The organism is Prochlorococcus marinus str. MIT 9201, from assembly GCF_000759955.1.
Classification (GTDB): domain Bacteria; phylum Cyanobacteriota; class Cyanobacteriia; order PCC-6307; family Cyanobiaceae; genus Prochlorococcus_A; species Prochlorococcus_A marinus_G.
In genome coordinates this window covers 186136-212482 of the sequence record NZ_JNAL01000018.1, presented here as the reverse complement: position 1 = coordinate 212482, position 26347 = coordinate 186136, and the positions used below count along the sequence as shown (strand labels likewise).

The window sequence follows — 26347 nt, the reverse complement described above, 5'->3', positions numbered from 1 at the left end:
TACTACCTCTTATTTTTTTTTTTATTTACTAAAGACATACTAGCAATAACAACGCTCCAACATTGCCCAAAATATAAAATTACTCCAAGTAGCCAAACCCATAAAGTAAGTACTAGAAAACCTCCAATAAAACCATACGCTTGAAATCTTGCTCCAAGTGAGAGAATACTTTTACTTACTGCCAGATTCAATGTCGTTAAGCCAATTCCAATAAGAAAAGATCCGGGTAAAAGTGGTCTTAAAGGAACTTTTCTACTAGGTAATAGGGCTTGTAATAAAAGGGCCATTAGAGAAAATCCAATTAGTGGTATTGCAAATTGACCAACTTGTAATAACGGCAGCTTTAGTAATAAATCAGTAATTAAATTATTAGATTTTGAGAGATTTTCCAATACATTACTTGGGATCATTCTTAGATTTGCACTAATTTGATCTAATACCATCAGGAAACCTATAAAGAATACTATTAAAAAAGCTTCAACTCTATTCCTTAGAAATCTTGAAGCTTGCTCTCTCCAAGCAGCATTAACTTTTTTAGATGGGAGTTCGTCTTCCCATAGCCTATCTGAACCTCTTTGGAGCGATAAATATGCATTTCCTGCTGTAAATAGTAAAAACATAGCTCCTAGAATTCCTGCCCCAAAACCTTGATCTATCAAATTAAATAATGTTGATTCTACTAATTCAACTACTGAAGGAGGTAAAATCTGTGCAGCAACAGAAATGATTTGTTGATCTAACCCCTCTTGTTTTCCGAGGAACCATGATGCTATTGAAAGAGAAATTAGAAGAATAGGAAAAAATGACTGTAGTGTGTAATAGGCAAATGCAGCACTTAAATCAATACAATCAGATTTGCTCCATCTTTCACAAGCTCCCCACAAACTTTTCAAGATCCATGTTGAGCTTCTCTGCATATTTAATTTATTCAAATATTTATCTCAATATATTTTCTTATTGTATCTAATTAAGAAATTTTTCAAGCAATTATTTCTTTATGATTTAATTATTTTTCTAATAATAAATTACCCCATGGTTTTAGAATTTCAATTTTTTCTGCAGATCTGCAAGCAATTAATGGAAAATTAACATCGCTCAAATTCTGGCCTGAAACTAAATTCAAAGGATCTATTTCTAACCACTCTATAGAACAATTAAGTTCCTCTAATAACAGCCAGGCAGCTGCAATGTCCCATATCTTCGGGGTTGATTCTATTGCTCCATAAGTTTGCCCCATAGCTACACTCGTTAGATTCAAACTCGATACACCTAAAAGTCTGATTTTGCCAGGAAATACTGAGTTTGGGTTTTTTTGCAAAATTTTTATAGATCTACTACACAAAGAAATGCATTCACTTTGGTTGTTTCTTTGCTTGGGGTCTATTTTTTGGTTATTTAACCAAACACCATTATCTTTAATTGATACAAACTTTTTTTTCAAAGTAGGGATTATCAAAAAAGAAGATTGTGGTCTACCATCAACGAACCTTGCCACTGATATAGACCAATACGGTATACCTGCAGCAAAATTTGTTGTTCCATCAAGTGGATCAACCACCCAATATGCTTTTGTATTGGGAATTAACTTACCTCCTTCTTCGCTAAGGACTCCTTCACCTGGAGCTATTGAAGCCAATCCATCTACTATCGTTTTATCACTCCATAAATCACAACTTGTTATTAATGATCCGTCAGCTTTGTTGCTTGCACTTATATTTCCAAAATCTTTAATTTGACGTGCACTAACTAATTCAAATAAAGAATCTAATTCACTTAGTTGATTATGAGTTAAATTTGGTAAATTCATTTTTGAATATTGCAAATAGATTCTCTATCTTTAATTTTATTATTATTGTCATCAAAACAATTTTTACTTATTTCAAGAAAAGTTAATCTTTCTAATTCATCTAGATTCAAGTTGTAATTATATATCGCATTAATATTTTTTGATTTTGCATTACTTAATTCACTTTGTCTCAATAGTAAATCTTTGAGAGTTGATATTCCAACTTCATATCTAAGTCTTGAAAGTCTTACTGACTCTTTACTGGATTCAATTTCTTTAATAGAAGAAATTATTTGCTCTTTATTTAATTGTAGATTCAAATAAGCTTTACTAATATTTGTGATTAAAACATTTTTTAGATTTTTATAGGCATACTCTTCAGCTTCTGCATCTGCTATTTTTGATTTATAAGAGTTTTTATTCTGAGATCCATTAAAAATACTCCATACAAAATTTAGACTTACTGTATTTGTATAGTTAGATCCAGATGCTCCATAGTCAATATTATTTGATAGAGACTCACCCTTGGAAAATACACTAGAGAATGTATTGCTGAGGTAGATATTTGGTTTATTTTGAGCTAAAAAACTATTTGCTTGGCTTTTTTTGATTGAAGTTTGAAGACGAACATTTTTTAAGGAAAGATTTTTCTCTAAACCTTCATTAATATTTTTATTTAATTTATGATTCCAAAAACCTATTAGATTTTGCTCTTTATTACTTTCAAAATCCTCTTTGACATTAAGTATTTCCTTAAGAGAAATCTTATTTATTTTATGTTCTATTTTTTTTTCTTTAAGAGATAGTTTATCTCGCGATAATTGAGCCTCTGCTTCGAGAACTTCAAATTTTGTGCCAATTCCAGCATCTAATTTTGCTTGAGCATTATCTAAACTAGTAATTGACAAATTAAGGGTAAATTTTTTGTTTTGAATTTCTTGATATGACTTTTGGTATTTGTGAAACCTCATTCTTGCTGTTTGTATTAAATCTTTTTTCTTAATCTCATAATTATTTTTTGCAATTTTGTAGTTTTCTTTGGCAAGTTTAATTTCTGATCCTCTAAGTGGGTCAATCAAATCCCACTTAATATTAAGAGAAGGATTAACCGAAAATTGCGATGTTTCTAAAGTCGGAGAATTGTTACTGTAATTCCTACCTGAGACATATTTTGGTAACCCATTTACTTGCAGATCTAAGGATGGGTAAATTTGACCTAATTTGCTTAAAACATTAAAGTTAGCAGAATTCACTAAATTTTGTAGTGATTTTAACTCTTGATTTTTTAAAATAATTTTTTCAATTTCTTCATAATTAATAATAAGTTTATTTGAATTTTCTCCTAAAGTATTATCTATATTATTTTCTGCTTCGCTTGATAGTACATTAATAGAGTTGATACTTAGAGCAATTGGCAAGAATAAGAATGGATTTATTACTCTTCTAAGCATGTTTTATAGTATCGAGGATATTCGATTAACCAATCAAAGTATTAATAATATCATTTGAATCATCAAGAACGTGAATCTTGGTATTTAATTGATTTTCAACTTCTTTAATATTTTTATCATCTAAAAATAAATCAGTATTAAGTTTTAACATAATAGATGGTATGTAGACAGCTTCTCCTAAATCCTTATTTTTCAGACCGTAAATTAAATCTTCTCCAGTAAGAAGACCCGTAACAACTTGATCTTGACCCCAATAAATACTTGGTAAACCATATAAATTAATTTGCAAACCATCAATTAAGTTTAATTTTTTAACTGTAGGAATTAAGGCTTCATAAACTAATTTACCAACAATCCAACTGACTGTTTTTTGCTGCTTTATTTTTTTTGGCAGGTTGTTAGATTTCTCACTTAATATCTTTAGAAAGTTTCTAATTGATCCTACTCCATTAGATTCTTGTGGCATATTTTCGTAGGTTTTATAACTAGGTAAATTGATACCAGCTATTAAATACCATTCGTCTGCAAGCCAACAAAAACGAGTTCCAAGAGTAAGTTGTAGAGAGGATTGAATTCTCTCAACCTGTTTAATCGTTGTTATTGCGTATTCAGGGCTTATTGATTTCAACCCATCATTCTCAGGTCTAAATTTTGTAAGTCCTACAGGAACTATTGCAACTGAAAGTACTGTCTGAGTATTTTTTTTGTAGAATTCAGCTAGTTCCAAAATTGATTTTTCAAGAATATCCCCATCATTTATATTTGGACAAACAACAATTTGAGCATGTATTTGAATAGAGTTTTTTTCAAACCAGGAAATTTGATCAAGGATCAGGCCTGCTTTTTTATTTTTTAATAATTTTTCTCTCGTATCGGGATCTGTAGCATGAACTGATATAAAAAGTGGGGAGAGTTTTTGCATAGCAATTCTTTCCCAGTCTTCTTTTTTTAAATTCGTAAGAGTTAAATAAGAGCCATAAAGAAAACTTAATCTATAATCATCATCTTTTATATAAAGGCTTTTTCTTTTACCACTTGGTTGTTGATCTATAAAACAAAATGGACATTTATTATTGCATTGTTTGATTGAATCAAATAATGCATCTTTAAAATTAATCCCTAAATTAACATCTTGATCTTTTTCAATACTTATATTATGAATTTCTTTATTTTTATCTAAAACTGATATTTCTAAAATTTCTTCACTAATGAGAATCTGATAATCAATTAAATCTCTTGGTTTTTTCCCATTAATACTAATAATTGAATCACCTGATTCAAATCCTATTTCTTGAGCGATGGAATTAACTTCAATACTTTCAATTTCTGCAGGGTTTATTTCATAAGTAATATTAGGAACCAAATGATGATTGGTATCTTCTCTGTAATTAATTTCTTGCCACACAATTTAAGGCCAAATATTTTTCTTTATCATTATTCTAATCTTATATATGCCTCAAAGTGTATTAAATACTTTTAAAATATTAAATACAGGAGTGAGATTAAGGGTCTTTGATTTATTAAAATACTGCATACGCAGTTTTCTAAAACACGATTTAAATTAATTAAAGTAACTTTAAACCCTTATTCATTGAAAGAATTAATTACAAAAAATTTAGAAGTAAAAGATAAGTTCAACTATGATTCTCATAAGTCAGTTGATTCATACGAGGATAGTTTTTTGTCAAATCCCATATCTTTAAGATTATGGTCTTCTTTTTTTGTTATTTTACCTATTTTTGTGCAAGCCCCTTGGGTTAGATTAGAACCATTAAGTGCTCTTTCTTTTACATTTGTTATTCTCTTAGTGGCATTTGTTTTGAATAAAAAGGGATCAAATAAGTGGTTTATTGTAAGTTCATTATTACTTGGCGTATCAGGCAGTTGGCTTGGGGGATGTTTGTTCTGGGGATGGTTAAGCCCATTTCCTATCCTCCACATACCTGTTGAAGCTGTAGTTTTCCCATTAGCTTTAATTGGAATTGGTACTAATTGGAAAATAGGTTCAAGTTTCTATATCTCTTCTTTATTTGGAACTGCAGTTACCGATATTACAATATTTTTATTAGGGTTAATGGATCAATGGAGGCAAGTAATTACAGCAGATTCTGAAAATGCACCCCAAATTCTTCAAAAAACCTCAGAAAATCTTATCCAAATAAAATCATTATCTATTATTATTATCGTTGCCCTTATACTTTGGTTGATTTCAAAAGAAATTTTTGATTCTGCCACAATTAATACTACTAGTGGTAAAGCACTCTTAGTTTCTAGTTATGTAATTCAAACTACATTAATTGTTGATGGTATTTTTATTGTTTTAGCGATTCTGCAACCAACACTTAGTGGATTGGTTTAATGTTAAGGCCTCCATTTTCACAAGACCCAATTCCAATAAATAAGTGGGATGTAATCGTTGTAGGTGCTGGAGCTGCTGGCCTTATGGCTTGTCTTGAATTGCCCGCAAATTTAAAAGTGCTTCTTTTAAATAGAAATACTAGTAAGGTATCTTCCAGTAGATGGGCTCAAGGGGGAATCGCATCTGTTGTTAGACAAGATGATTCATTTGATCTTCATGCTGAGGATACTTTAAAAGCAGGAGATGGATTATGTGATTTTCAAGCTGTAGAAATGCTGGTTAAAGAAGCTCCAAGTTGTGTAGACAGGTTGCAGAATTTAGGGATGATTTTTGATCAAAGTTCTGATCAATTAGCTACTACTTTAGAAGCAGCTCATTCACGAAGAAGAGTCTTACATGTTAAAGATCGTACTGGAAGAGCATTAGTTGAAGTTCTAGAAGATCATATTGAGAATAAAAAAAATATTCTTCACTGCAGGGGTGTAAGAGTAACTGAACTTCTTATTGAAAATAAAGAATGTAAAGGAGTTCAGGTTCTTGATGGAGCAAATTTATATTGGATTCAATCGAGAGCTGTTGTTTTGGCTACAGGTGGGGGTGGGCATTTATTTACTAACACAACGAATCCTGCTCAATCCTCTGGTGAAGGGATTGCTCTTGCATGGAACGCAGGCGCCGCTATAGAAGATTTAGAGTTCGTGCAATTTCATCCAACCGCTTTAAAATTTTATGGTGCACCTTGCTTTTTAATATCTGAGGCACTTAGAGGAGAGGGAGCTATCTTAGTTGATAAAAATGGTGAAAGTCCAGTTAAAAATCTTGAAAATCGTGATTTAGCGACTAGAGATCAAGTAAGTAGAGCAATTATGAAAAATATGTATGATAATAATGTAGATCATGTTGGCTTAGATCTTCGTTATATTGACCCAGAAAAAATTGTAGAGCGTTTCCCCACGATCTTAAGTCGCTGTCAGGATTATGGAGTTAACCCTTTAAATGAAGTTATACCTGTCGCTCCTGCAGCTCACTATTGGATGGGAGGCGTTAAAACTGATCTAAATGCATCTTCTACAAGAAAAGGATTATATGCAGTTGGAGAAGTTGCTTCTACAGGCGTTCATGGTGCTAATAGACTAGCAAGTAATTCACTGATGGAGTGTCTTGTTTTCGCAAGAAAAATGTCTGCAATTGTTTTGAATGATCTTCCCGAATTTGCAAAAATTGATAGATCATTGCAAGAGTTTGATATTGAAGAACCTAAAGAAGATCAAATTTCCAAAATTGCTGAACAAATTGATGAACTGAGAAAACTATGTTGGTTAAATTTAGGTGTATCTCGAAATAAGGTAAATATGCGTAAATTTCTAAATTTTATTCAAGGTGATATCGATAAATTACATAAAAATGATTTACTAAATAGTCTTGAAAAAATAAAATTTGATCAAACAATTAAACTTAGTGAACGCAATAGGAGAGTATTAAATCTTTTACTTGATTTGAAGAATAGACAAATAACAACTATAACTCTATTAAAAGCTTGTCTATTTAGGGAAGAAAGTAGAGGAGGGCATTATAGAGATGATTTTCCAGATAAAGATAAAAATTGGGAATGCCATACTAGACAACAGTTAGATCAAAAAATTCAAAAAAGATTTATCAAAAATTAGAATCTCCTTGATAACCTGTCTTTATCGCTAATTCATTCAAGTCGCTAGTACCACTAATAATTTCTCCATTTATTTCCCAAGAAGGAAATCCACTTATCCCCTTTTTCTGGCAGAGCTCATACTCGTTATCTTTGCCATCTTTAGCACATTCAACTACTTTTAATTCTTCAACTGCTTCCTTACCGAATAATTGTTTCTGATCGTGACAGTGCGGGCACCAGTATGCACTATACATAACAATATTGTTTTCATTTAAGAATTTTGCAAATTTTACCTTCTGGGGAGAGCTCGAAGTGGTAATTACTGGCGAAACATTTTCAGTTGGGTTTGCAACATCAATAGCATTAGATGGGTCAACGTTTGTTGACCAAATTAAGCCCCCTAATAGGACACTAATGACTACAATGAAACCTCTAAAAATCATAGGTTCTCTACTCTCAAACTTTGCTCCAATCATAGAAATTATAAAGATAGAAAACGATAAAATTGCTGAAAGTATACAAAAAAAGCAATATGCTTGAATCTTAAAAAACATTATATTGATTAATAAAAAGCTAAATGTTGATGATGCACAAGATATTAAAAATACTAACCACCATAAAAACTTATTTAGTTTTTCTTTTGGGGAAATTAAATTAAGCGAAAGTACTATTGTGATAATTAATATTGATAAATACGTTATGAATCCAGCTAATGAGAGAGGTATATTAACTTGATTACTTTCAAATAAAGTACCCCAAGGACTATTTAAAACTGTTTCACAACCATTTTGTATCCCTGGGCATGAAAGCGAAGTAAATATTCCCCAATTTTTTAAAGTAATCGAACCAGTGTCAACTATGCCTATGGTACTAAGAATTGCGATTATGATTTTTGGCCATTTCAAATCTTTTTTATTTCTTTTGTTTAAAGTCTTAAGGGCCATACAAAATGAAAGTTTGTTATTTACATTATCTATCCTAATATTATCTTGGCATGAGAGTTATCTACAAAATGCTTTTTCAATCTTTTAATTCTTATTTTTCGTGTTGTGAAAAAAAATTGTCTTAATGTAAAAGAAAAAAAACTATCTAAGATTGCATTCAGTCATGTTGGTTGCGAGAAAAATCTTGTTGATACTGAACATATGCAAGGCTTGGTAGATAAAGAGGGTTATGAAGTTGATAGTAATATAAATGATGCAAATGTTGTTGTTGTAAATACTTGTAGTTTTATTGAAACAGCTAGAGAAGAATCCATTAGAAAAATTCTAGAATATACAAATCAAGGAAAGGAAGTAATAGTTGCAGGCTGTATGGCTCAGCATTTTAAAGATGAACTTCTAAAAGAAATCCCTGAAATAAAAGGTTTGGTTGGAACAGGAGATTATCAAAAGATAGCTAAGGTTTTAGACAGAGTAGAAAAAGGGGAAATTGTTAATGAAGTTTCAAAAATACCGGAATTTATTGCAGATGAGGATATACCTCGTTTTGTAGATAAAAACAAATTTGTTGCTTATCTTCGTATTGCTGAAGGCTGCAATTATAATTGTGCTTTTTGTATTATTCCTAAGTTGAGAGGTCCTCAAAGAAGTAGAACAATAGAATCTATAGTTACAGAAGCTAAAAATCTTGCAAAGCAGGGTATTCAAGAAATTATATTAATTAGTCAAATAACAACTAATTATGGTCAAGATATTTATGGAAAACCATCATTAGCCAAACTTTTGAATGAGCTTTCTAAAGTTCCAATTCCTTGGATAAGGATACATTATGCTTATCCTACGGGTTTAACTGATGAAGTTATTAGAGCTTTCAAAGATTCAGAGAATATAGTACCTTACTTTGATTTGCCACTCCAGCATAGTCATCCAGATGTTTTGAAGAGCATGAATAGACCTTGGCAGGCTTCTTTGAATGAATCAATTTTGGAGAAAATTAGAGAAGAAATTCCATCTGCTGTATTAAGAACTAGTCTCATTGTTGGTTTCCCAGGAGAAAAAAAAGAACATTTTGAACATCTTCTCGAATTTTTGGATAGGCACAAATTTGATCATGTGGGAGTGTTTATTTTTTCTCCTGAGGAAGGAACTGCAGCTTTTGATTTGCCAAATAAAGTATCACCAGAAGTTGCAGAGGCAAGAAAAGATAACGTTATTTCACTCCAACAAAATATCTCTAAAGATAAAAATCAGTCATATATTGGATCAAAAATGAAGATTTTGGTGGAAAAACTATCAGATAATAAAGAATTAATAGGTCGGTCCTACAATTTCTCGCCTGAAATCGATGGAAATGTGATTTTATCTATTAATACTAATGACGAGCTGAAAAATTATATTGGTAAATTTGTTGAAGCAAATATTTCTTTTGGTGATGAATACGATTTGTATGGAGAGACTATTAAAATTTTGTAGTTTTTAAATTAATTTAACTGCTCTTAATAGCTTATCTAATGCGAAAGCAGCTCCAAAACCAAAACCAATAAATGCAAAATAGAAAATGATGTTCATTAATCTTTTTATTTTTATTTAATTTAACATCAGATAAAAAGATTAGATTTTTTTCGTTTAATTTCTTAATCTTGGATATATGGTAATTGTTTGTATAAACATTCTTCTGCTTTTTGTAGTTCCCTGCCTAAATATAGAGCATGGTCGAATCTGGTTATTAAGTCATTTCTTTCTTCAGTTATCAATATTCCAAGTTGTTTCGCACTAATACCTTCAAAAACTTCATGACTAACTCTTTTATTTTGAGAGTCGCATTTAATTGGTTCATTTGTGTCTGGGTCAAGCGCATATCCGTCATCGTTAATATTATTTAGAAAGTGTTCTAAAATTATTTTATTTTCTTTTAAATCTACTTTTATAATAAAGTAACCTTTTGGATCTAAGTCTATATATCGATTAGATAGATTATTATCAATCTTTAGTTTTTCAGCAAAACTTTTACTAGAATCCATTCTTAGAAGTAAATAAAACTATATTACTAATATAATCTTTGATAAAGCCAAATTATTTTTTATTTAAAGGGTATAGATTTATTTTCAAAATCAATTTCCATCTCGGTTTGTTTATTAACTTCATTTAGCCAAGGATAGATTATATTTTCCATATTTTTGTCAAACCACTTATGCAAGCTAATGGTGTTTTTTGCAAAAAACCCCCTCCGCCTTTTATGTTTACCCCCCGCTCCAGGATCAAACAAATGAATACCATTTTTTATTGCCCATTCAATAGGCTGGTAATAGCATAATTCAAAATGTAAATTAGATATTTCTTCTTGACTACCCCAATATCTACCCCATAAGTTGTTTTTATTTTTAACGCACATTGACATAGCAAAAATATCATTTGTATTATTTTTTGATGCGCTAAAAAGTAAAAGATTTTTTTTATTATCAACAATTTTTTCGAAAAATGTAGATGTTAGATATTTACTTCCCCAAACTCCCCACCTCGAACAATGTTGTTCATAAAAATAATGCATTTTTTTGAGGATTTCTTGGTTAATATCATCTTCATCAAAAATTTCTACTTTAATATCTTGTTTAGTAATTGATTTTCTTTCTTTTTTTATATTTTTTCTCTGATTAGAGTTAAATCTAGAAAGAAAATCATCAAACGTTTTTTCTCCATTATTCCTCCATTCACTAATGGAATTTATCCATTCATGGTATCCCAAAGATTTAAGATGGTTGCCCCAGCTTTCATCAATGTATAAGAAATTACAACTTAAAATTTTGTTTGTAATCGCAAAGCTTTCGATATGGTTTATAAGCAAATTTGTTATTTCTTTTTTATCTCTATTTTTTTTATAAAGAAATTGATATCCATTTACAGGACTATAAGGACTCATTCCAATTAATTTAGGGTAATAATTTAAATTCAGCTCTTGAGCTAATCTTGCAAATGATTGATCAAAAATGAATTCTCCATAGCTATGATTTTTTAAAAAAAGTGGAGCAATTCCCACTATTTCTTCATTTTTATAAGCAACAAAATATAAAGGCTGCCAACCCGTTTCTCTTGAAACACTTTTTGAGATTTCAAGGTTTTTAAGCCAGGTCCATCCATAAAATGGATTATTGATTTCATTTGCTAATTCTTGCCATATATCCTTGGAGATTTCCTTAATTGACAATTTGACTTCAACTTTATGTATTTTTTGGTTCATTTATTATTAAATTTATTTCAAATTTTTTTGTAATGAACGTGAATTTCATTATTCATTAAATTTTCAATTGATTTTATTTCCCATAGTCTTTTGAGATTAAAAATCTCATTTGTTTGTTCTGGAGGGATCCATGTATATCTACCTCCAATTATTTGTGGAATTATTGTAATTTTTATATCTGTTATTAGATCCTCTTTTATAAAAGAATTTATAAGTTTTGCACCTCCTAAAAGAGCTAGATCATTTATTCCTTGTTTTTTTAGTGAAATTAAAGTTTTCTCCCATGAATCTTCGAAAAAGAGCTGTCTCTCGAAGTCTTTATTCGATAAATTATCAACTTTACTTGAGCTTATTAGCCATCTTCTAATTGGTTGACGAAAGTATTTCCAATTACTGTTAAATTTTTTGCTATTCGAAGCAACTATAGATATTGGTTGTGTTTTTGATATTTTTACTTTCTCATTGTTATTGAGATTCTTAATTAGGTAAGTTGATTGATGAGCTATTAAAGTACCTAAACCAAAAATGGTGGCATCAACTATTGATAAGTTTTGGTTTAACATTTTTTTATCTTCTTCGCTTCCAAGATGAGACTCTCCACCTTCAGGAAATGCAATTCGCCCATCAAGACTCGACGCTATAACTATTGTTACTTTTGGAATACTCAAGTTTGAGCAACTAATGAATTTTCAAGTTTCTTTTGTAGAGAATTTTGTATGGTTTGCTCAACATAAATCTCAGCAGCATTATTAGGACTTTCTTGGAGTCTAATCTTGTGTAAATTTGCTCCAATATTTTTAATTGGAGATGAAAGGATATCAGAAATATGTAATGCAATATTTTCACATGTTGGAACGCAAGTTTTGAAATATTCAATATCTTTATTTAAAAAAGTATGATCAAACTGTTCAACAATAAGATCATCAATAATTGCTTGTAATGATGGTAAATCACAAATCATGCCCGTCCTAGGATTTATTTGTCCTCGAACAGTCACATCAAGAAAATAGTTATGACCATGTCCATTTATTCTTGCGCATTTACCATAAATTTTTTTGTTTTCACTTAAGGAGATTTCATCTTTGGCTAATCTATGAGCTGCATTGAAATGACTTTGAACTGTTAATAAAGCTTCCATGTTTTTTCCAAAATAATCTGCCCATAAAGTAGGGCTTTCATAAAGTCTTAAATTTGTAAGAGGTAAATCATTTTTTAAACGATTCCAAATGACCTGAACTAATGCTTCGGTTGTCGGGAGTATTCCATCCTGATTATAAATATTAAATTCTGGCCAGACATCATTTAAAAAACGAAAATCTAATTGTCCAGTAACCTCATTTTTAATAGAGTGTTTTACATCAGAGAGATTTAAGACCATTCCATCCGAGTCTAGTTCTCCACCCATTGATACAATGAGTTCATAGTTATGACCATGTCCCGGAGCAAAACTACACTTTCCAAAAAGAGATAGATTTTCTTCTGGACTTTTTTCAGGAAGCCAATAACGATGACTAGAACTAAAGCAGGCGCGTCGAGTTATGACGCATTCACGCCCCTTTCCATGTAATGAATTGGATTGTGTAGAAGTCATAGCTTTCTGCAATAATACTATCTTAAGGTTTTAAATACGCTTTTGTCTTCATGGAACAATCCATTATCGAAAAAACAGTCCGTTCTATTAAGGGAAGAAGCATATTTTTAATAGGTATGATGGGTTGTGGTAAGTCACAAACAGGTTTGAAGCTGGCTGAATTATTGCAGTATAAATATATTGATTTAGATTCATTAATAGAAAAGTTGGCAAAAAAATCTATTAATCAAATTTTTAATGATGAGGGAGAAGAGAATTTCCGTGAATTAGAAGCAAACTGCCTCAAAGAAACCATCAAAATTCCTTCATTAGTCATATCAACTGGAGGAGGGATAGTTACTAAATCAGAAAACTGGGGAATCTTAAGACAGGGAATAATTGCTTGGATAGATCTCGACAAAGATATAGCAATTGAAAGATTGAAAAATGAAATTGAAAAAAGGCCACTACTACAGGGCAAGAATCTAAATGATTTATATATGAGCATTTTAAAATCTAGAGAAAATTTATATTCTCAAGCAGATCTAAAAATCCAGGTAAAAAAAGAAAATATTGGAGAAGTTGCTATGAAAATAATTAATGCAATTCACAAAGAAATAATTAATTAATCTGGTTCAATTCTTACCGCAAACCATTTGATAACGTATCCTAATTTTATTTCTAATTCATAAGTACTTTCCAATAATTCTTCAAAAAATTCCTGATCAGTATCTTTTATATTTTGATATATTGTTTGTGTTTCTATCTTATTGAGCCAATTCTTCAACCATAAAATTGCTTCTTGTTTTGATACAATTTTTTCTTTTGAATCTGGCTCTAATAATACATAGTGATCTGATGCTCTTATTAGTGGATTTGACATAATGAAAATTCTTCTTGGATTAATTCTTTGCTTGATTTTTCAAGGAGTTTTTTTAGAAAGTTCTTTTGCTCTAGTAGATTCTAACGTAAAAGAGTTTTTGGAAAATCGTGTAAATCAATGGCCAGAATTATATTTGCCAAATTTTAAATTATCTGATACTTCTAAGGATTTAATTTATCCTAAATGGTTCGAGGGTAATTGGCTTGTTACTTCTCAAGACATAATTAATGATGCAGAAGAGCCAGTTTTTTATAAAGTAAATTTCTTTAAGAATGATTCAGATTTAATTATTGGTAATCGTGCAAAAAATTCTGAATCTATTGGAAAAGCAATATTTGGTGACACCTTAATCAAGGTTGTAAATGATCCTCAATCTATTAATAATCAAATTACGTATTTAAAAGATGATTTTTATATCGATTCAAGAATTACAGGGAGAAATCAGATCCAAGATGATAATATTTTTTTCGCAGATGAGCTGGTTATACAAACAGTGCATAAGCCAGGTGCTTCAAGGATTAATCAGGTAGAGACCATTAGTAAATTTCAAAAATGTCCTGAGGAAATATTTGAAGTTGATAATTCAATCAAACCATCAATTTGTGGAGTGCAATATGTTGCTTCTTATGGTTCAAAAGTTGGCGATCCTTCTATTCATGCTATAAAAACAAATAAATATAAATTGAAGTTTGAATTTATTGAGAGTTAGCACTAAAAAGATATTCTTCTAAATTGTTCCTCCACATAAAAAGATTTTCTAAATAAGGGTTATTTATATATTCTTGGCTCCCCTCTCCTGAAAGAATTGGTCCTGCAGACTTTGGAAATTTAAGAAGGGATAATTGAGCAGCAATTGAAATGTCTGCAATTGATAAATTATCTCCAACTAAATATTTTTTGTTGATCAAGGATTTTGATAAAGCTTCCAGTAATTTTTGGAGTTCTAAATTATCTTTAGAAGACAAAACTACATTAGAAATTTTACTGAGATTATCAAAAGGTAATTTATCAACAATACTTTTAACTGAAGAAGGTATTTCATCTGGAAGTAATGCAGTTCTTAGCTGTGGATTTTCTATTGCAGATTTTATTAATGTTTTTCTACAAGTTGTAGCCATTGTCGTATCTGCCCAGTCTTCAATTAGTTTGCATTGTGCAAATAATATTGGGTCCTCAGGAAAAAGTGGATTGTTATCATTTTTTTTATCTATATATTCGCAGATTGTTGATGAGTCATGAATAATTTGATCATTACTATCGACTATTACAGGGACTTGTTTTTGCCCTGATAATTTAAAGATTTCAAATTGACCTATTCCAGGCGTTACTTCTTCAACTCTATATTGTAGTTTTTTTGCATGCAGAGCCATTCTTGTTTTTAAACAAAAAGCACTATGCCTAAATTGATATAATGTGATCATGCTGTTTAATGTTTGTTAAAACTTAGCTAAAAAAGTAATCTATTTGTGGAGCTGATGGGCGAATTTTTCTCTAATGTTGCAAGATATCCCAAGTATTTAATATCCATTATTATTGGAGGACTTGTTGCATTGCTTGAACCTTTATTCAAGAATAGATCAAATCCACTCACAATAGTAGGATTGATATCTTCTGTCTTAAGTGCTTTCATAACTGTTTATTTTGTCTTGCAAGCGATGACAAACCCGAATAATTTACAACCATAATGCCAAACAATTACCGTCTTGCAAAAGTTTCTTCTCTTTTGAAGAAAGAAATAACCATTATTTTGCAGAATGATTTGGAAAATGATCTTATTAGAGATTATTTCGTTAATATTTCTAAGATTGATTTATCAGGGGATTTGCAACACTGTAAAATTTACATAACTTCAACTGCTCAAGATAAAGTGAGGAAAGAAATTGTGGCAAATTTGAATACTGCTAAAAGCTCTATAAGATATAGTTTAGGTAAAAGAATAGAAATGAGAAGAGTTCCTGAGATAATTTTTAAAGACGATGTTGTTCTTGATAAAGGATTATCAGTCTTGAAACTTCTTGATGAATTAAAAAATAAAAATCAAAATAATTATCTTGAGGAAAAGGATGCCAATAGTTGATCTACCCCTTGATCAAAGAAATATAATTATCACTCGATCAAAAGAAGGGATATTAGATATAAAGAAGATATTTACAAGCAAGGGCGCTAATGTATTTGATTTGCCTGCAATAAGCATTGGTGATCCTGATGATTTGAATCCTCTTGACGAAGCATTAAATCAAATAAATGATTTTCATTGGATTATTTTTTCCAGTAGTAATGGGATCAAATTTGTAGATAAAAGACTAAATCATTTTAATAGTTCATTAAAAGAGTGTGCTAAAAAAACAAAAATCGCTGTAGTCGGAGAAAAAACCTCAAAAACTCTTGATGATTTAGGGATTAAGGCTGATTTCATACCTCCAGAATTTGTTGCTGAAAGTTTAATTGATAATTTCCCAGTATCTGGTTATGGACTTAGAGTTTTTGTACCAAGAGTTCAAACAGGTGGTAGGGATCTAATTGCAGATCAATTTAGAAAGGCTGGTTCCCGCGTATTTGAGGTTGCTGCATATGAAACTAGATGTCCTGACACAATTCCGGAAGAAACAATTGATATTATTTCTAATCGAAGAGTCGACGCAATTATTTTCTCAAGCGGTAAAACCGTATCAAATGCTGCTCTTTTACTAGAAAAAAAACTTGGTATACAATGGTTGAAATATTTTGATCAAATTAAGTTGTTAACTATTGGACCTCAGACAACAAAAATATGTAAAAAGATTTTTGGAAGAGTTGATAGTCAGGCACAAAAATATACTTTTGAAGGACTACTTGATGTGGCAATTAATATATTTAGTTAGAAAAATTTTTTCTATAGTTCTTTTCAACTAAATCTTTGAACCTATCAATATTAGCTTGTAATTCGTTTGTAACCATTTTGCCTAGTATATTTTCTTCCATAAAGCGCGCAATCATTTTAGGTAGCTCATAAGTTATGGCTAAGTTTACCATTGTGATTTGATCACTTTTACTTTCAAAAACCACTGAACCCTCAGTTGGTAAACCCCCTATAGATTTCCATTTAAGTTTGTTTTTTTCGACTCTTTCGGTAATTTGAGCTTTCCATTTAAACCTAAAGCCATTTGCAGCTAAAGTCCATTCTGTTAAATCTGGCAATGTATTAGTCTCTTCATCAACTGTTTTTACAGATTCAATCCAGCTCATCCAAAGTGACATTGAGTCTAAATCACTCCATGTATTCCAAACATTTTCAAGAGGCGCATTAACAACTGTTATTACGTCATGTTTTAGCCAAGTACCCATAAATTAGCTTACTGCAAGATTTTTTGCTAGTTCTGCTTTCTTCTCTAAAATTGCAGCAGCAGCTAAATGACCACTCATTGTAGCTCCCTCCATAGAGTCTATGTAATCTTGTTTTGTGTAACTACCAGCCATAAAGAAATTAGATATGGATGTTCTTTGATCGGGTCTGAAAGGCTCCATACCTGGAGATTCTCTATAGAGTGATTGTGGAATTTGTACTACATTACTCCAAAGCAATTTAAGGTTTTTTGAGGATGGGAATAGACGGCGAACCTCTTTATCTATTTCTTTTGTAATTCTTTCTGTAGATCTTCCCATCCATCTATCGCCTGGAGTCAAAACACATTGCAGAAGTGATCCCATATCTTTTTTTCTATAATCTTCTGGACTTGCTAATGCTAAATCTGCAAAGCAACTGAAAGACGCATCAGCAGAATAAAGAAGGTTATCTAATCCAATTGGTGTGTTTCCAGTATTATCTTTTTGTAATTCGGTAACCCAACCGTCGTATCTTAATTGGATTGTAGCAACAGCAACTGCTCTAAGTTTGTTTAGACCTTCAAATTCTTTAAATTGATACCACTCTTTTGGAATTATTTTTTTTATTCCAGGAACATCACAGGCTGCTAGAAATTTATCTGCAAACACTGCCTTAATTCCTTCAGGAGAAGATATTTTTAACTGATTAACTGAATAAGAGGAGGATTCCTTCTCATAAATAATTTCTTCTACCTTGTGATTAAGATGGATTTTTGCTCCTTTGTTTGTGATGTAGTCGACAATAGGTTGTGTTAACCACTTATGTGGAGATCCTTTTAAAAGATTAAGTTTTGAGGCTTCTGTTTTTGAGGCAAACATCATGAAGATCGTTAGCATACATCTTGCTGAAATATCTTTGCAATTAATAAAACCTAAAGCATATGCAATAGGATCCCACATTCTTTCTAAACTTTTTTCACTTCCACCATGGTTTAAAAACCATTCTTTAAAACTAATTTTATCTAGATCTCTAATTATTTTCATTGCGCCTTCATAATCTATCAATCCTCTAACTATTGGACTTGTCCCTAAAGCTAAGGCATTTCTGAACTTATCTACCCAAGTGAGTTGTTCGGTGGTAAAAAAAGCTTTTAGTCCATTAAATGGAGCACCCAAGGGAAATCTGAAATCTAATGATTTCAAATTTCCACCATTATTGATAAATAAATGAGTATGATCTTTCGGGAGTAAATTATCTAAAGCTCCCACTTTTTTCATTAATTTGAATAGATTTGCGTAATTGTAAAAAAATACATGTAAACCCATTTCTATGTGATTGCCATCCTTATCTTCCCAACTTCCGACTTTACCTCCCCAGAATGACCTGCTCTCATATATTTCCACTTCGTGGCCTTCATCAACTAAATTAACAGCTGCTGTGAGACCAGCTAACCCAGAACCAACTATTGCAATTTTCACTTTTTCTTAAAATTATAACAAATCAGGTTTGGATTTTGTTTGTTCTATGCATCCTATCGTTTATGTTTTTATATTATAAATAGTAGAAATTCTTTGTTTATGGAAAATGTAGAAGTTAAACAGGAAATTCAGAATTCCGATGATGGCAAAGGTATCTTAATTACGAATGATGCTATAGAGCAAATTTCAAATTTATTAAAGGGACAAAGTGATAAAAAAGCACTCAGGGTTGGCGTAAGATCAGGCGGTTGTAGTGGAATGAGTTATACGATGGATTTTATAGGATGTAATGAGATAAATCCCGATGATAAAGTTTATGAGTATTCATTAAAAGCTGATCAAAGCTTTAAAGTTGTTTGTGATCCTAAAAGTCTCTTGTATATTTATGGTATGCAATTAGATTTTAGTAAAGAATTAATTGGCGGTGGCTTTAATTTTGTAAACCCTAATGCTTCTCAAACTTGCGGTTGTGGAAGCTCTTTTGCAGTTTAATTAGTAATGAATAAAGAAATTAATCCCATCGAAGAGGATTTTAATGCAGCTCTTTCAAGATACAAAGCTGGGCAAGATTTAATTCCAATCGTTCAAGATTTTCAAAAAATTATACAGCAAATACCAAATCATTTTGCTGCCTGGACTTGTCTATCATGGCTTCAATTACTTTTGAAAAATAACGAAGAAGCTTTGGCAGCTGCCAGACAAGCTGTTCGATTAAATCAGCAAGATCCACAAGCAAGAATGAATCTATCTTTAGCCCTTTTGGCTACCAATAGTAAAGGTGTTAGGGATCATATTGAGTTAATAAAAAAAATGTCTATGATGATGCCCGATGTGAAAAATGATTTGCAAGAATCAGTTGAAGACGGATTAATTAGATATCCAGATTGGCCTGAGTTAACCAAAGTTAAAAAATGGTTGGAATTTTAAGTTGTTTAAAATTTTAATACTAAGTAACGGGCATGGAGAAGATCTATCTGGGAGTTTAATAGCTAAGCAATTCGTAAAAAGTGGTTATTCTGTACATGCTTTGCCAATTGTTGGTAAAGGAAACCATTACCAAAAAGAAAAAATTAAGATTATTGGAAAAACTAAAGAATTTATTACTGGAGGAATTGGCTACAATTCTTTTAAGGGGAGACTAATTGAGATATTTGGGGGAGAAATATTTTATCTTCTAAAAAGATTATACTTAACTTATAAAATAAGAAAAAAATATGATTACTTTTTTGTAGTTGGAGATATTGTGCCAGTTTTTTTCGCATGGATTTGTGACAAAGATTTTTTTACATATCTAGTTGCTTATTCCAGTCATTATGAAGGGAAGTTAAAATTGCCATGGCCCTCTAAATTTTTCTTGCTCTCAAAAAAGTCAAAAAAAATATATGCCAGAGATTTTCTTACAGCCAATGATTTAACTTTTCAATTAAAGAAAGAAGTATCTTTTTTGGGTAATCCATTTATGGATAGGTTTTTTTCTAGAGATATTGAACTCAACAAATCTAAATTAAGTATTGGATTATTTCCAGGTAGTAGATTCCCAGAGATGCTAGACAATTTTGTTTTGATTTTGGAGGTATTAGAGGAACTGTCAGATTTAAGATACTTTAAAAAAATTGAATTTAATTTTGCAATAGTTAATGCTTTATCTTCATCAAAAATAAAGGAGATATTTCAAAAAAGAAGATGGTTATATCTAGAAAAAATAAAAGAGAAGTATCTTTTGAAATTCCAATATAAATCTTTAGAGGTGAATATATATTGGAATAATTTTGAAAAAATATTATTGAAAAGTGTATGCTGTATTAGTATGGCAGGAACGGCTGCGGAACAAGCTATTGGCTTAGGAAAACCAGTTATTCAGATTGAAGGTAAAGGTCCACAATTTACAAAATCTTTTGCAGAAGCGCAAAGACGTTTGCTTGGAAAATATGTTTTTTGTGCAAGCAATTATAAAGATAAGAATGATCAAATTAATCAGACAATAAAATTGATTATTAAAGTTATATATCTAATAAAGCTAAATAAGAAGTTTCTGATCTCATGCAATGAAAATGCTAAAAAAAGACTAGGTGAAAACAAAGCTTGTCCTAAGATGGTTGATGATATGAATATTGTTATAAAAAATGACTAAGAAAAATAATCAAAATAACTTGAAGCAAATTATCGATAATTTGTTGCTGATAAACTTATTTACAGTAATTTTTTTTGCAATATTTTTTATTTTTGCAATCATCATGCAATTAAATGGGATATTTATTTTTATTAATTTTATTCAAATAGTTTGGAATCCTCTTATTGTTCCATTGATTACGATTCTTATTATTGGTGCTTTAGTAAATGGTATTAATTCTTGGTGGAGGCGTAAATTGCTTTCTCAAGAAGAGGATATTTAAAATTATAATTTTTGAGTTTACTGCTTATTACTTTTTGTCCTTCTAATACAACTTTTGCTCCATCGCCTAACAATATTTTTAAAACCGCTCCAGGCACTGGAAGTAAATTAGGTCTATTAAGACATTTGCCTAAAGTCTGAGAAAAGTCTCTCATTAATACTGGATTTGGTGCAACAGCATTAAATACTCCTGAATACTTTTTATCAACTAATGCTTGAGCAATTAATGTGCATAAATCTCTTCTATGAATCCAACTCATCCATTGCTGACCATCTCCAATTGGTCCTCCTAACCCAACTTTAAATATCGGAAGCATTTTCCCTAATGCTCCGCCATCTGCCTCTAGAACTATTCCAATCCTGAAAATAACTAGTCTTGAGAAAAATGGTTTTTCTGCTGCAACCGCTTCCCATTGTTTGCAAAGATTAGCTAAAAAGTCTTTTCCTCCAATACTATTTTCGGTGAATTCATCAGACAAACTTGTGCCGTAATAACCTATTGCTGAACCATTTATAATCACTTTTGGGTTGATTTTGAAATTTTTAAGAGTTTTCATCATAAATTCTGTAGTTTTAATACGACTATTTTCAATTTCTTGTTTTTGTGAAGAAGTCCATTTTTTTTCTGCTATTGGTTCTCCCATTAAATTAATAATTCCATCTGTTTCTCTTAATATATTTAGAAGATTTTCATTATTCCAGTTTTGTTCTTTTGATAAATCTATTTGAAAAAATTTAAATTTATTGAAATCTAAATCAAGTTTTAATTTACTTATGGGTTTTCTGCTCACGATATATATTTCGTGATTTTCATTTAATAGTGTTGGAACTAATTCTTTACCAATAAATCCAGTGCAGCCAAGAAGTAATAGACGCATATTTTGAAGATATTTATTATTTAAGGCTATTAAATTTTTTTGAAGTTTGTAATTATTATTCTGTTATCAATTTTTTTAAATATTTATCAAACAAGTTTTTGTATAATAAATTTCAGTTACTTAGTTGACTTAAATAATGACAGATTCTATTCAAAAGAAACCTCTCAAGAAAGGAAGCTTAGTTTTTGTAGATAGAGAAAAATACGTAAAAAGTATCGAGGCTCTAGCCAGTGATGATGATTTACCTAATTATGTCTTTGAAGGTCCTGGAGAGATTCTTTCAGTTAAAGAGGAATATGCCCAGATTCGGTGGCGCAGGCCTGTCCCAGACGTTTGGTTGAAATTAGATCAACTTGAAGAATATATTCAATAAATTTTTATATTTAAAATTTTATATCTAAAAGTTTTTATTTTTTTTCTCTGTAGAAATCTTTGATTGTATTCTTTTTGCTTCTTTAATCATTTCTTTACCATCAAATAGGTAATCATCCACGTATCCTTGTGTGTATCTATCAAATTCTGAAAGTGCATCTTTGACTTGTGAAAAACAATGATAAAGATCGAGGCCTAAAGCTGAAATCGAACTTGGGACTAATTTTCTGTTATAAATTTTCTCAACTTTTTCTATTTTTTTTTGAGAAAGACTTATATAAATACAAAAATTCTCCATTAGTTGGTCATCATATGGATCCGCAGATAATTCTTTTATTTCATTGTTCAAAGGTTTAATTATTTGGCTAATTAATTTATTAATAGGAGCATAAATTTCTTTAATCCATGTTTCAACTTCTTTGTCTTTAATTGACGAATTATATTTTTTTGAATTAAGTTTCTCCTCCCAATTGTTATTTAATGAATCAAATGATGAACTGGAAGAGAAAAAATTCCTATCATATTGTTCTTTTTTTATGGGGTCATTTAGAGTTTCCCAAGCATTTTGTATTGCAAGAAATCGTTCTTTTTCTCCGCCTGCATCTGGATGATGTTGCTTAACTAAAGAACGATATGAAGATTTAATTTCACTTTTAGTTGCATTTTTTTTGAGGCCTAGTTCTTCATATAAATTTTTTCCCATTTTGATAAATTACGGATTAAAGATAACCATCTTTTCTGGCTTGAATAGAGGTATTCGATTCAAACATCGCTGTTGATAAATATCTTTCACCAAAACTTGGGAGAATTACTATCAATCTTTTGTTCATAAGTTCTTTTCTTTCGCCGATTTTAATGGTTGCTGCTAAAGCCGCACCACTGCTGATTCCTGATAAAAGACCTTCCAAGCGAGCTAATAAACGCCCATAATAAAATGCTTCATCGTCATCTATTTTTATAATTTCATCAATTAATTTAGTATTTAGGACTTTCGGTATGAAACCTGCTCCTATTCCTTGAATAGAATGAGATCCTGCTTTTTCTCCGGAAATCACAGCGCTTTTTTTGGGTTCTACAGCATAAATTTTGCAATTTGGATTAACTCTTTTCAAAAAACGTGCGCAACCAGTTATTGTTCCACCTGTGCCAACTCCAGTAACTAATCCATCTAAATTGTTATTGGACTGGGACCATATTTCTTGAGCCGTTGTTCTTTCATGAATATCTGGATTAGCAAAGTTTTCAAATTGATTAAATTGATAGCTATTTTTAATGCTTGAAGATAACTCATTAGCTAAATCTAAAGCTCCTTGCATCCCTTCTTTCCCAGGTGTTAGCTGTAATTCAGCTCCATATGCTCTCAACATTGCCCTTCTTTCAATACTCATTGTATCTGGCATAGTTAATATTAATTTATATCCTTTGGCTGCAGCAACCATTGCTAATGCGATGCCAGTATTTCCACTTGTTGCTTCAATTAACGTTGTTTTATCTGGTTTTATCAATCCATCTTCTTCTGCTTTGCATAACATTGAATAAGCGATGCGATCCTTAACGGAAGCTGATGGATTAAAGCTTTCTAGTTTAGCTATTATTTCTGGATAACAATTAAAATGCTTTCTAATCCGGTTTAATTTAACTAATGGTGTATTTCCAACTAGAGAAGTTATATTATTTGCTATTTCCATGAAATGATTATCTAAATTGCAAAATTAAGTCTTCTATTTACATGATAATTGTATTTAAAGGTCTTTTATATACTTTTCTCAAAAGAATTTAATTAAAAAACTTTCTGCGTAAAAATATTTACTATTATAAAAGGTAGTTTTTATAATGATTATGTATTCGCTGGAGCTAAGTCTGAGATATTCACCTTTTCCATTTTCAATTCAGAAGAAAAATTTTGATGATGTTAAACAAATTTATGATGAAATAAAAAGTTCTATGAATGAAACTTTAGAATCCTCAAACTTGATCGAATTAAGGTGTGACAAAGTGCAAGATAAATTAATTGCTGTCAGAGCTAAAGAAATCATTTCGGTTCAGATATATGAAAAATCTTCAGTAGCTGGAGGAGCCAAAAGACCAGGATTTTCTCTCGACATAGATTAATAGAATTAATGCAAAATATTCTTGAAAATGAAATACCTCATATTAAATTCAAAGATGTTTCTTTCTCATACCCGGGGGGAAAAGAAGATTTAATTTTTAAATGTAATTTCTCAATAAAAAAACCTGGATTTTGGATGGTAATAGGTAAAAACGGTAGCGGAAAAAGTACTTTTTTAAAATTAATTAATGGAATAATTAAACCCAAAAATGGATTTGTTAATTCAAAAGCTAATATTGGCATGGTATTTCAAAACCCTGACCATCAAATATTGATGCCAAATTGCAGGACTGAACTTCTGATAAATCTTAATCAAAATATTAGTCAAAATGAAATTAATAAAAAAATTGAATATGTGCTTGATCAAGTAGGAATGACTGGTTTTGAAAAAAGACCAGTTCATACTTTAAGCGGTGGACAAAAACAACGCTTAACTATTGCATGTGCTCTTATTAGTAATAGAAATTTTATTCTTTTGGATGAGCCTACAGCTTTACTTGATCAAACCAGCCAATTAAAAGTTTTGCAAACTATTAAAAATCTCACAAGTGACAAAAGTAAACCTTTATCTGCTTTGTGGATCACTCATCGTTATGAAGAATTAACTTATGCTGATGCAGTGGCAGAGTTGAAAAATGGTTCTTTATCTATCTGGCAAAAACCATCAGAATTTAAATATAATTAATTCTTGTACTTGTCATAAGGCACTTTAAAGAGCTAAATTCATTTTATATTCCTCGGTAGCTCAGCGGTAGAGCGATCGACTGTTAATCGATTGGTCGCAGGTTCGAATCCCGCCCGGGGAGTTCAATTACAAGATCATTAGATGACCATAAGACCCCAAAAGGGTCTTTTTTATTGGCATAACTGGTCTTTTTGTCATATCTCATGAATCACACATTTTCATAGTAGTTCAGGTTTTTGGGTGAAAATGTGTTTTTTATGTGTTGTAGCCTTTTAAAAAATGTGTTTTAGGCAACTTCTGGACTCCATCCTTTTCGGTTATACGTCCAAGATATTTTGCTTGCAAAAACAAACAATTAGATATATTTGAATTATGAAAATTTCAGTCAAGATACCTCCTTATCTAGTAATAAAACCTTCTAAAGAGGTAATTTTTTATATGCCTAAAAAGTCTGATGCTGCTCAGGAAATTTCTATTTGGTTGAAAGAACTAAATCTTCCCGACTACAAAGGAATGGTCATGAACAGCAAATGTATGTTCAACAGATTGAACAATAAGCAATGTGAATAGAATGCCTATTTTCAATAGGCAAATTGATGATTTTTGTACATTTTTCTATAATCTTCATGCAATCTTTCAGTTGCTAATCTTTTACTCTTCATTGCATCTCTAATCAAATCCATTTCATGGAAGTTTTGATTGAGAATAGTGAAAGGAGTAATGATTTTCATAAGACCTCCTGTATCTACACTTATATTGTCCTCTTTTTTACTTCAAATTCATAGGGTATTTCTACCCGAGTATTAGTGCTTTGTGGTTGTCACGACTATCATTTTCTATTCAGTAGGAGTAGAAATAATTCAGGAGTCAAAAGCACTTCATCGACTTTGTGGACAGCGAGGTGCATACGACTCGAAGAGGGCAAACAAATGCCCTCTTATTTTATTTTTAGGCAACTTCAGGAATCAAAATTTTAGTTTTTAAGTGTTTTTTCTATGAGATATAAATTATTTGATCGACTATGAATGTCTATAAAAGGTTATGAGAGATCTGCCTATCTTTCGCCCGGGGAGTTTTTACATTTTAAAAAGTTGTCCAAGGTCACCTTAATGAAGGTGACTATTTTATGACCCCTTTTCTTATCAAAAAGTGGTTATCCGAAGATAACCCCAAGTATTTTTAATACATTAACAAGAACAGTATATAGAACATTAATGACAGATATAAATTGAACTATATTTTAAAAACTAAATTA

Annotated in this window: 34 protein-coding genes and 1 tRNA gene; 17 read left to right on the top strand and 18 right to left on the bottom strand. The window is 30.8% G+C overall.

The genetic code is table 11. The annotated features are described in order from the left end of the window. Positions 1 to 2: 2 nt before the first annotated feature. The 4 genes from EU95_RS00475 to EU95_RS00490 all read right to left on the bottom strand — a co-directional run bounded on the left by EU95_RS00475 (position 3) and on the right by EU95_RS00490 (position 4642). On the bottom strand, positions 3 to 917 hold the full coding sequence (locus EU95_RS00475) for a YihY/virulence factor BrkB family protein (protein ID WP_032523080.1): 915 nt from the start codon (positions 915 to 917) through the stop codon (positions 3 to 5). Between the two features lie 89 nt (positions 918 to 1006). After that, entirely contained in the window at positions 1007 to 1807 is an 801-nt protein-coding gene (locus EU95_RS00480) for an inositol monophosphatase family protein (RefSeq protein ID WP_032523079.1), read from the bottom strand. Further along, positions 1804 to 3237, bottom strand: coding sequence for a TolC family protein (locus EU95_RS00485; RefSeq protein ID WP_032522981.1), 1434 nt, complete (start codon positions 3235 to 3237; stop codon positions 1804 to 1806). Before EU95_RS00485 ends, EU95_RS00480 begins: the two co-directional genes overlap by 4 nt. 25 nt (positions 3238 to 3262) lie before the next feature. Next, positions 3263 to 4642: a TIGR03279 family radical SAM protein gene (locus EU95_RS00490; protein WP_032522980.1), complete on the bottom strand. Its 1380-nt coding sequence runs from the start codon at positions 4640 to 4642 to the stop codon at positions 3263 to 3265. Positions 4643 to 4828: 186 nt separating this feature from the next. Here EU95_RS00490 and EU95_RS00495 point away from each other — a divergent pair, with 186 nt between their 5' ends. After that, on the top strand, positions 4829 to 5596 hold the full coding sequence (locus tag EU95_RS00495; RefSeq protein WP_032522979.1) for a DUF3120 domain-containing protein: 768 nt from the start codon (positions 4829 to 4831) through the stop codon (positions 5594 to 5596). Beyond that, complete coding sequence (gene nadB / locus EU95_RS00500) at positions 5596 to 7263, top strand: L-aspartate oxidase (RefSeq protein ID WP_032522978.1); 1668 nt, start codon at positions 5596 to 5598, stop codon at positions 7261 to 7263. Before EU95_RS00495 ends, nadB begins: the two co-directional genes overlap by 1 nt. Here the strand turns inward: nadB and EU95_RS0109210 are convergent. Then, positions 7253 to 8188 carry a vitamin K epoxide reductase family protein gene (locus EU95_RS0109210; protein WP_032522977.1) on the bottom strand — a complete coding sequence of 312 codons (936 nt, stop codon included), beginning with the start codon at positions 8186 to 8188 and terminating at the stop codon, positions 7253 to 7255. The two genes, nadB and EU95_RS0109210, sit on opposite strands and share 11 nt — an antisense overlap. A 105-nt stretch (positions 8189 to 8293) precedes the next feature. On the opposite strand from EU95_RS0109210, the gene rimO reads away from it, so the two are divergent. Beyond that, positions 8294 to 9658, top strand: coding sequence for a 30S ribosomal protein S12 methylthiotransferase RimO (rimO, locus tag EU95_RS00505; RefSeq protein WP_032522976.1), 1365 nt, complete (start codon positions 8294 to 8296; stop codon positions 9656 to 9658). A gap of 3 nt (positions 9659 to 9661) precedes the next feature. Here the strand turns inward: rimO and petL are convergent, their stop codons facing one another. The 5 genes from petL to EU95_RS00525 form a co-directional block, all read right to left on the bottom strand. Beyond that, positions 9662 to 9754 carry a cytochrome b6-f complex subunit PetL gene (gene petL / locus EU95_RS0109205; RefSeq protein WP_011375671.1) on the bottom strand — a complete coding sequence of 31 codons (93 nt, stop codon included), beginning with the start codon at positions 9752 to 9754 and terminating at the stop codon, positions 9662 to 9664. 65 nt (positions 9755 to 9819) lie between these two features. Continuing rightward, positions 9820 to 10206 (bottom strand): DUF4346 domain-containing protein, encoded by a 387-nt coding sequence (locus tag EU95_RS00510; RefSeq protein ID WP_032522974.1) that lies wholly within the window; start codon positions 10204 to 10206, stop codon positions 9820 to 9822. Positions 10207 to 10265: 59 nt separating this feature from the next. Next, a complete protein-coding gene (locus EU95_RS00515; protein ID WP_032522973.1) occupies positions 10266 to 11420 on the bottom strand; it encodes a peptidogalycan biosysnthesis protein in 1155 nt (384 codons plus the stop codon). Between the two features lie 17 nt (positions 11421 to 11437). Then, entirely contained in the window at positions 11438 to 12088 is a 651-nt protein-coding gene (locus EU95_RS00520) for a dihydrofolate reductase family protein (RefSeq protein WP_032522972.1), read from the bottom strand. Next, entirely contained in the window at positions 12085 to 13011 is a 927-nt protein-coding gene (locus EU95_RS00525; protein ID WP_032523078.1) for a 6-pyruvoyl trahydropterin synthase family protein, read from the bottom strand. Before EU95_RS00525 ends, EU95_RS00520 begins: the two co-directional genes overlap by 4 nt. 50 nt (positions 13012 to 13061) lie before the next feature. Between EU95_RS00525 and EU95_RS00530 the strand changes: the two genes are divergently transcribed. Then, positions 13062 to 13619 (top strand): shikimate kinase, encoded by a 558-nt coding sequence (locus EU95_RS00530; protein ID WP_032522971.1) that lies wholly within the window; start codon positions 13062 to 13064, stop codon positions 13617 to 13619. On the opposite strand, the gene EU95_RS00535 is transcribed toward EU95_RS00530, so the two are convergent. Continuing rightward, positions 13616 to 13873, bottom strand: coding sequence for a chlororespiratory reduction protein 7 (locus EU95_RS00535; RefSeq protein WP_032522970.1), 258 nt, complete (start codon positions 13871 to 13873; stop codon positions 13616 to 13618). The genes EU95_RS00530 and EU95_RS00535 overlap by 4 nt on opposite strands. 1 nt (position 13874) lies before the next feature. On the opposite strand from EU95_RS00535, the gene EU95_RS00540 reads away from it, so the two are divergent. Then, entirely contained in the window at positions 13875 to 14582 is a 708-nt protein-coding gene (locus EU95_RS00540) for a DUF6816 family protein (protein WP_080728122.1), read from the top strand. Here the strand turns inward: EU95_RS00540 and EU95_RS00545 are convergent. Then, complete coding sequence (locus tag EU95_RS00545) at positions 14569 to 15294, bottom strand: glutathione S-transferase family protein (protein WP_032522967.1); 726 nt, start codon at positions 15292 to 15294, stop codon at positions 14569 to 14571. The genes EU95_RS00540 and EU95_RS00545 overlap by 14 nt on opposite strands. Positions 15295 to 15399: 105 nt before the next feature. Here EU95_RS00545 and EU95_RS00550 point away from each other — a divergent pair, with 105 nt between their 5' ends. From EU95_RS00550 to EU95_RS00560, 3 genes are read left to right on the top strand one after another with little or no spacing between them, the layout of a single operon-like run. Beyond that, a complete protein-coding gene (locus EU95_RS00550; RefSeq protein WP_241466748.1) occupies positions 15400 to 15558 on the top strand; it encodes a DUF751 domain-containing protein in 159 nt (52 codons plus the stop codon). Next, the gene (rbfA, locus tag EU95_RS00555; protein WP_032522965.1) at positions 15558 to 15950 is read left to right on the top strand and encodes a 30S ribosome-binding factor RbfA; all 393 of its coding nucleotides are present in this window, start codon (positions 15558 to 15560) and stop codon (positions 15948 to 15950) included. The genes EU95_RS00550 and rbfA overlap by 1 nt, the downstream gene beginning before the upstream one ends. Then, positions 15937 to 16734, top strand: coding sequence for a uroporphyrinogen-III synthase (locus tag EU95_RS00560; protein WP_032522964.1), 798 nt, complete (start codon positions 15937 to 15939; stop codon positions 16732 to 16734). Before rbfA ends, EU95_RS00560 begins: the two co-directional genes overlap by 14 nt. On the opposite strand, the gene EU95_RS00565 is transcribed toward EU95_RS00560, so the two are convergent. Beyond that, on the bottom strand, positions 16727 to 17197 hold the full coding sequence (locus EU95_RS00565) for an SRPBCC family protein (RefSeq protein WP_032522963.1): 471 nt from the start codon (positions 17195 to 17197) through the stop codon (positions 16727 to 16729). The two genes, EU95_RS00560 and EU95_RS00565, sit on opposite strands and share 8 nt — an antisense overlap. Positions 17198 to 17200: 3 nt before the next feature. Continuing rightward, positions 17201 to 18655, bottom strand: coding sequence for a 9,9'-di-cis-zeta-carotene desaturase (gene zds, locus EU95_RS00570; RefSeq protein ID WP_032522962.1), 1455 nt, complete (start codon positions 18653 to 18655; stop codon positions 17201 to 17203). Between the two features lie 99 nt (positions 18656 to 18754). Here zds and EU95_RS00575 point away from each other — a divergent pair, with 99 nt between their 5' ends. Genes EU95_RS00575 through EU95_RS10185 form a run of 4 tightly spaced genes read left to right on the top strand, consistent with a single transcriptional unit; the run spans position 18755 to position 21048 of the window. Next, a complete protein-coding gene (locus EU95_RS00575; RefSeq protein WP_032522961.1) occupies positions 18755 to 19147 on the top strand; it encodes a HesB/IscA family protein in 393 nt (130 codons plus the stop codon). Between the two features lie 6 nt (positions 19148 to 19153). Next, positions 19154 to 19582, top strand: a complete 429-nt coding sequence (locus tag EU95_RS00580) for a hypothetical protein (RefSeq protein WP_032522960.1) — start codon at positions 19154 to 19156, stop codon at positions 19580 to 19582. Between the two features lies 1 nt (position 19583). Beyond that, the gene (locus tag EU95_RS00585) at positions 19584 to 20786 is read left to right on the top strand and encodes a lipid-A-disaccharide synthase-related protein (protein WP_032522959.1); all 1203 of its coding nucleotides are present in this window, start codon (positions 19584 to 19586) and stop codon (positions 20784 to 20786) included. After that, positions 20779 to 21048, top strand: a complete 270-nt coding sequence (locus tag EU95_RS10185; protein WP_072014846.1) for a hypothetical protein — start codon at positions 20779 to 20781, stop codon at positions 21046 to 21048. The genes EU95_RS00585 and EU95_RS10185 overlap by 8 nt, the downstream gene beginning before the upstream one ends. Here the strand turns inward: EU95_RS10185 and EU95_RS0109200 are convergent. After that, positions 20999 to 21925 carry a TIGR01777 family oxidoreductase gene (locus EU95_RS0109200; protein WP_032522958.1) on the bottom strand — a complete coding sequence of 309 codons (927 nt, stop codon included), beginning with the start codon at positions 21923 to 21925 and terminating at the stop codon, positions 20999 to 21001. The genes EU95_RS10185 and EU95_RS0109200 overlap by 50 nt on opposite strands. A gap of 136 nt (positions 21926 to 22061) precedes the next feature. On the opposite strand from EU95_RS0109200, the gene EU95_RS00590 reads away from it, so the two are divergent. Then, the gene (locus EU95_RS00590; protein WP_032522957.1) at positions 22062 to 22298 is read left to right on the top strand and encodes an NAD(P)H-quinone oxidoreductase subunit O; all 237 of its coding nucleotides are present in this window, start codon (positions 22062 to 22064) and stop codon (positions 22296 to 22298) included. Between the two features lie 24 nt (positions 22299 to 22322). Here the strand turns inward: EU95_RS00590 and EU95_RS00595 are convergent, their stop codons facing one another. Together EU95_RS00595 and cysK are read right to left on the bottom strand one after the other, a co-directional pair. After that, the gene (locus tag EU95_RS00595; RefSeq protein ID WP_032522956.1) at positions 22323 to 23000 is read right to left on the bottom strand and encodes a DnaJ domain-containing protein; all 678 of its coding nucleotides are present in this window, start codon (positions 22998 to 23000) and stop codon (positions 22323 to 22325) included. A gap of 16 nt (positions 23001 to 23016) precedes the next feature. After that, the gene (gene cysK / locus EU95_RS00600) at positions 23017 to 23985 is read right to left on the bottom strand and encodes a cysteine synthase A (protein WP_032522955.1); all 969 of its coding nucleotides are present in this window, start codon (positions 23983 to 23985) and stop codon (positions 23017 to 23019) included. A gap of 151 nt (positions 23986 to 24136) precedes the next feature. Here cysK and EU95_RS0109195 point away from each other — a divergent pair, with 151 nt between their 5' ends. The 4 genes from EU95_RS0109195 (at position 24137) to EU95_RS0109190 (ending at position 25662) form a co-directional block, all read left to right on the top strand. Further along, on the top strand, positions 24137 to 24409 hold the full coding sequence (locus tag EU95_RS0109195) for a hypothetical protein (protein ID WP_032522954.1): 273 nt from the start codon (positions 24137 to 24139) through the stop codon (positions 24407 to 24409). An 8-nt stretch (positions 24410 to 24417) separates the two neighbouring features. Then, positions 24418 to 25092: an ABC transporter ATP-binding protein gene (locus EU95_RS00605; protein WP_032522953.1), complete on the top strand. Its 675-nt coding sequence runs from the start codon at positions 24418 to 24420 to the stop codon at positions 25090 to 25092. Between the two features lie 49 nt (positions 25093 to 25141). Then, positions 25142 to 25213: transfer RNA gene (locus EU95_RS00610), tRNA-Asn, on the top strand. Positions 25214 to 25464: 251 nt separating this feature from the next. Further along, positions 25465 to 25662: a hypothetical protein gene (locus EU95_RS0109190; protein WP_032522952.1), complete on the top strand. Its 198-nt coding sequence runs from the start codon at positions 25465 to 25467 to the stop codon at positions 25660 to 25662. 11 nt (positions 25663 to 25673) lie between these two features. Here the strand turns inward: EU95_RS0109190 and EU95_RS10015 are convergent, their stop codons facing one another. Next, on the bottom strand, positions 25674 to 25823 hold the full coding sequence (locus EU95_RS10015) for a hypothetical protein (RefSeq protein WP_193742503.1): 150 nt from the start codon (positions 25821 to 25823) through the stop codon (positions 25674 to 25676). Between the last annotated feature and the right edge of the window lie 524 nt (positions 25824 to 26347).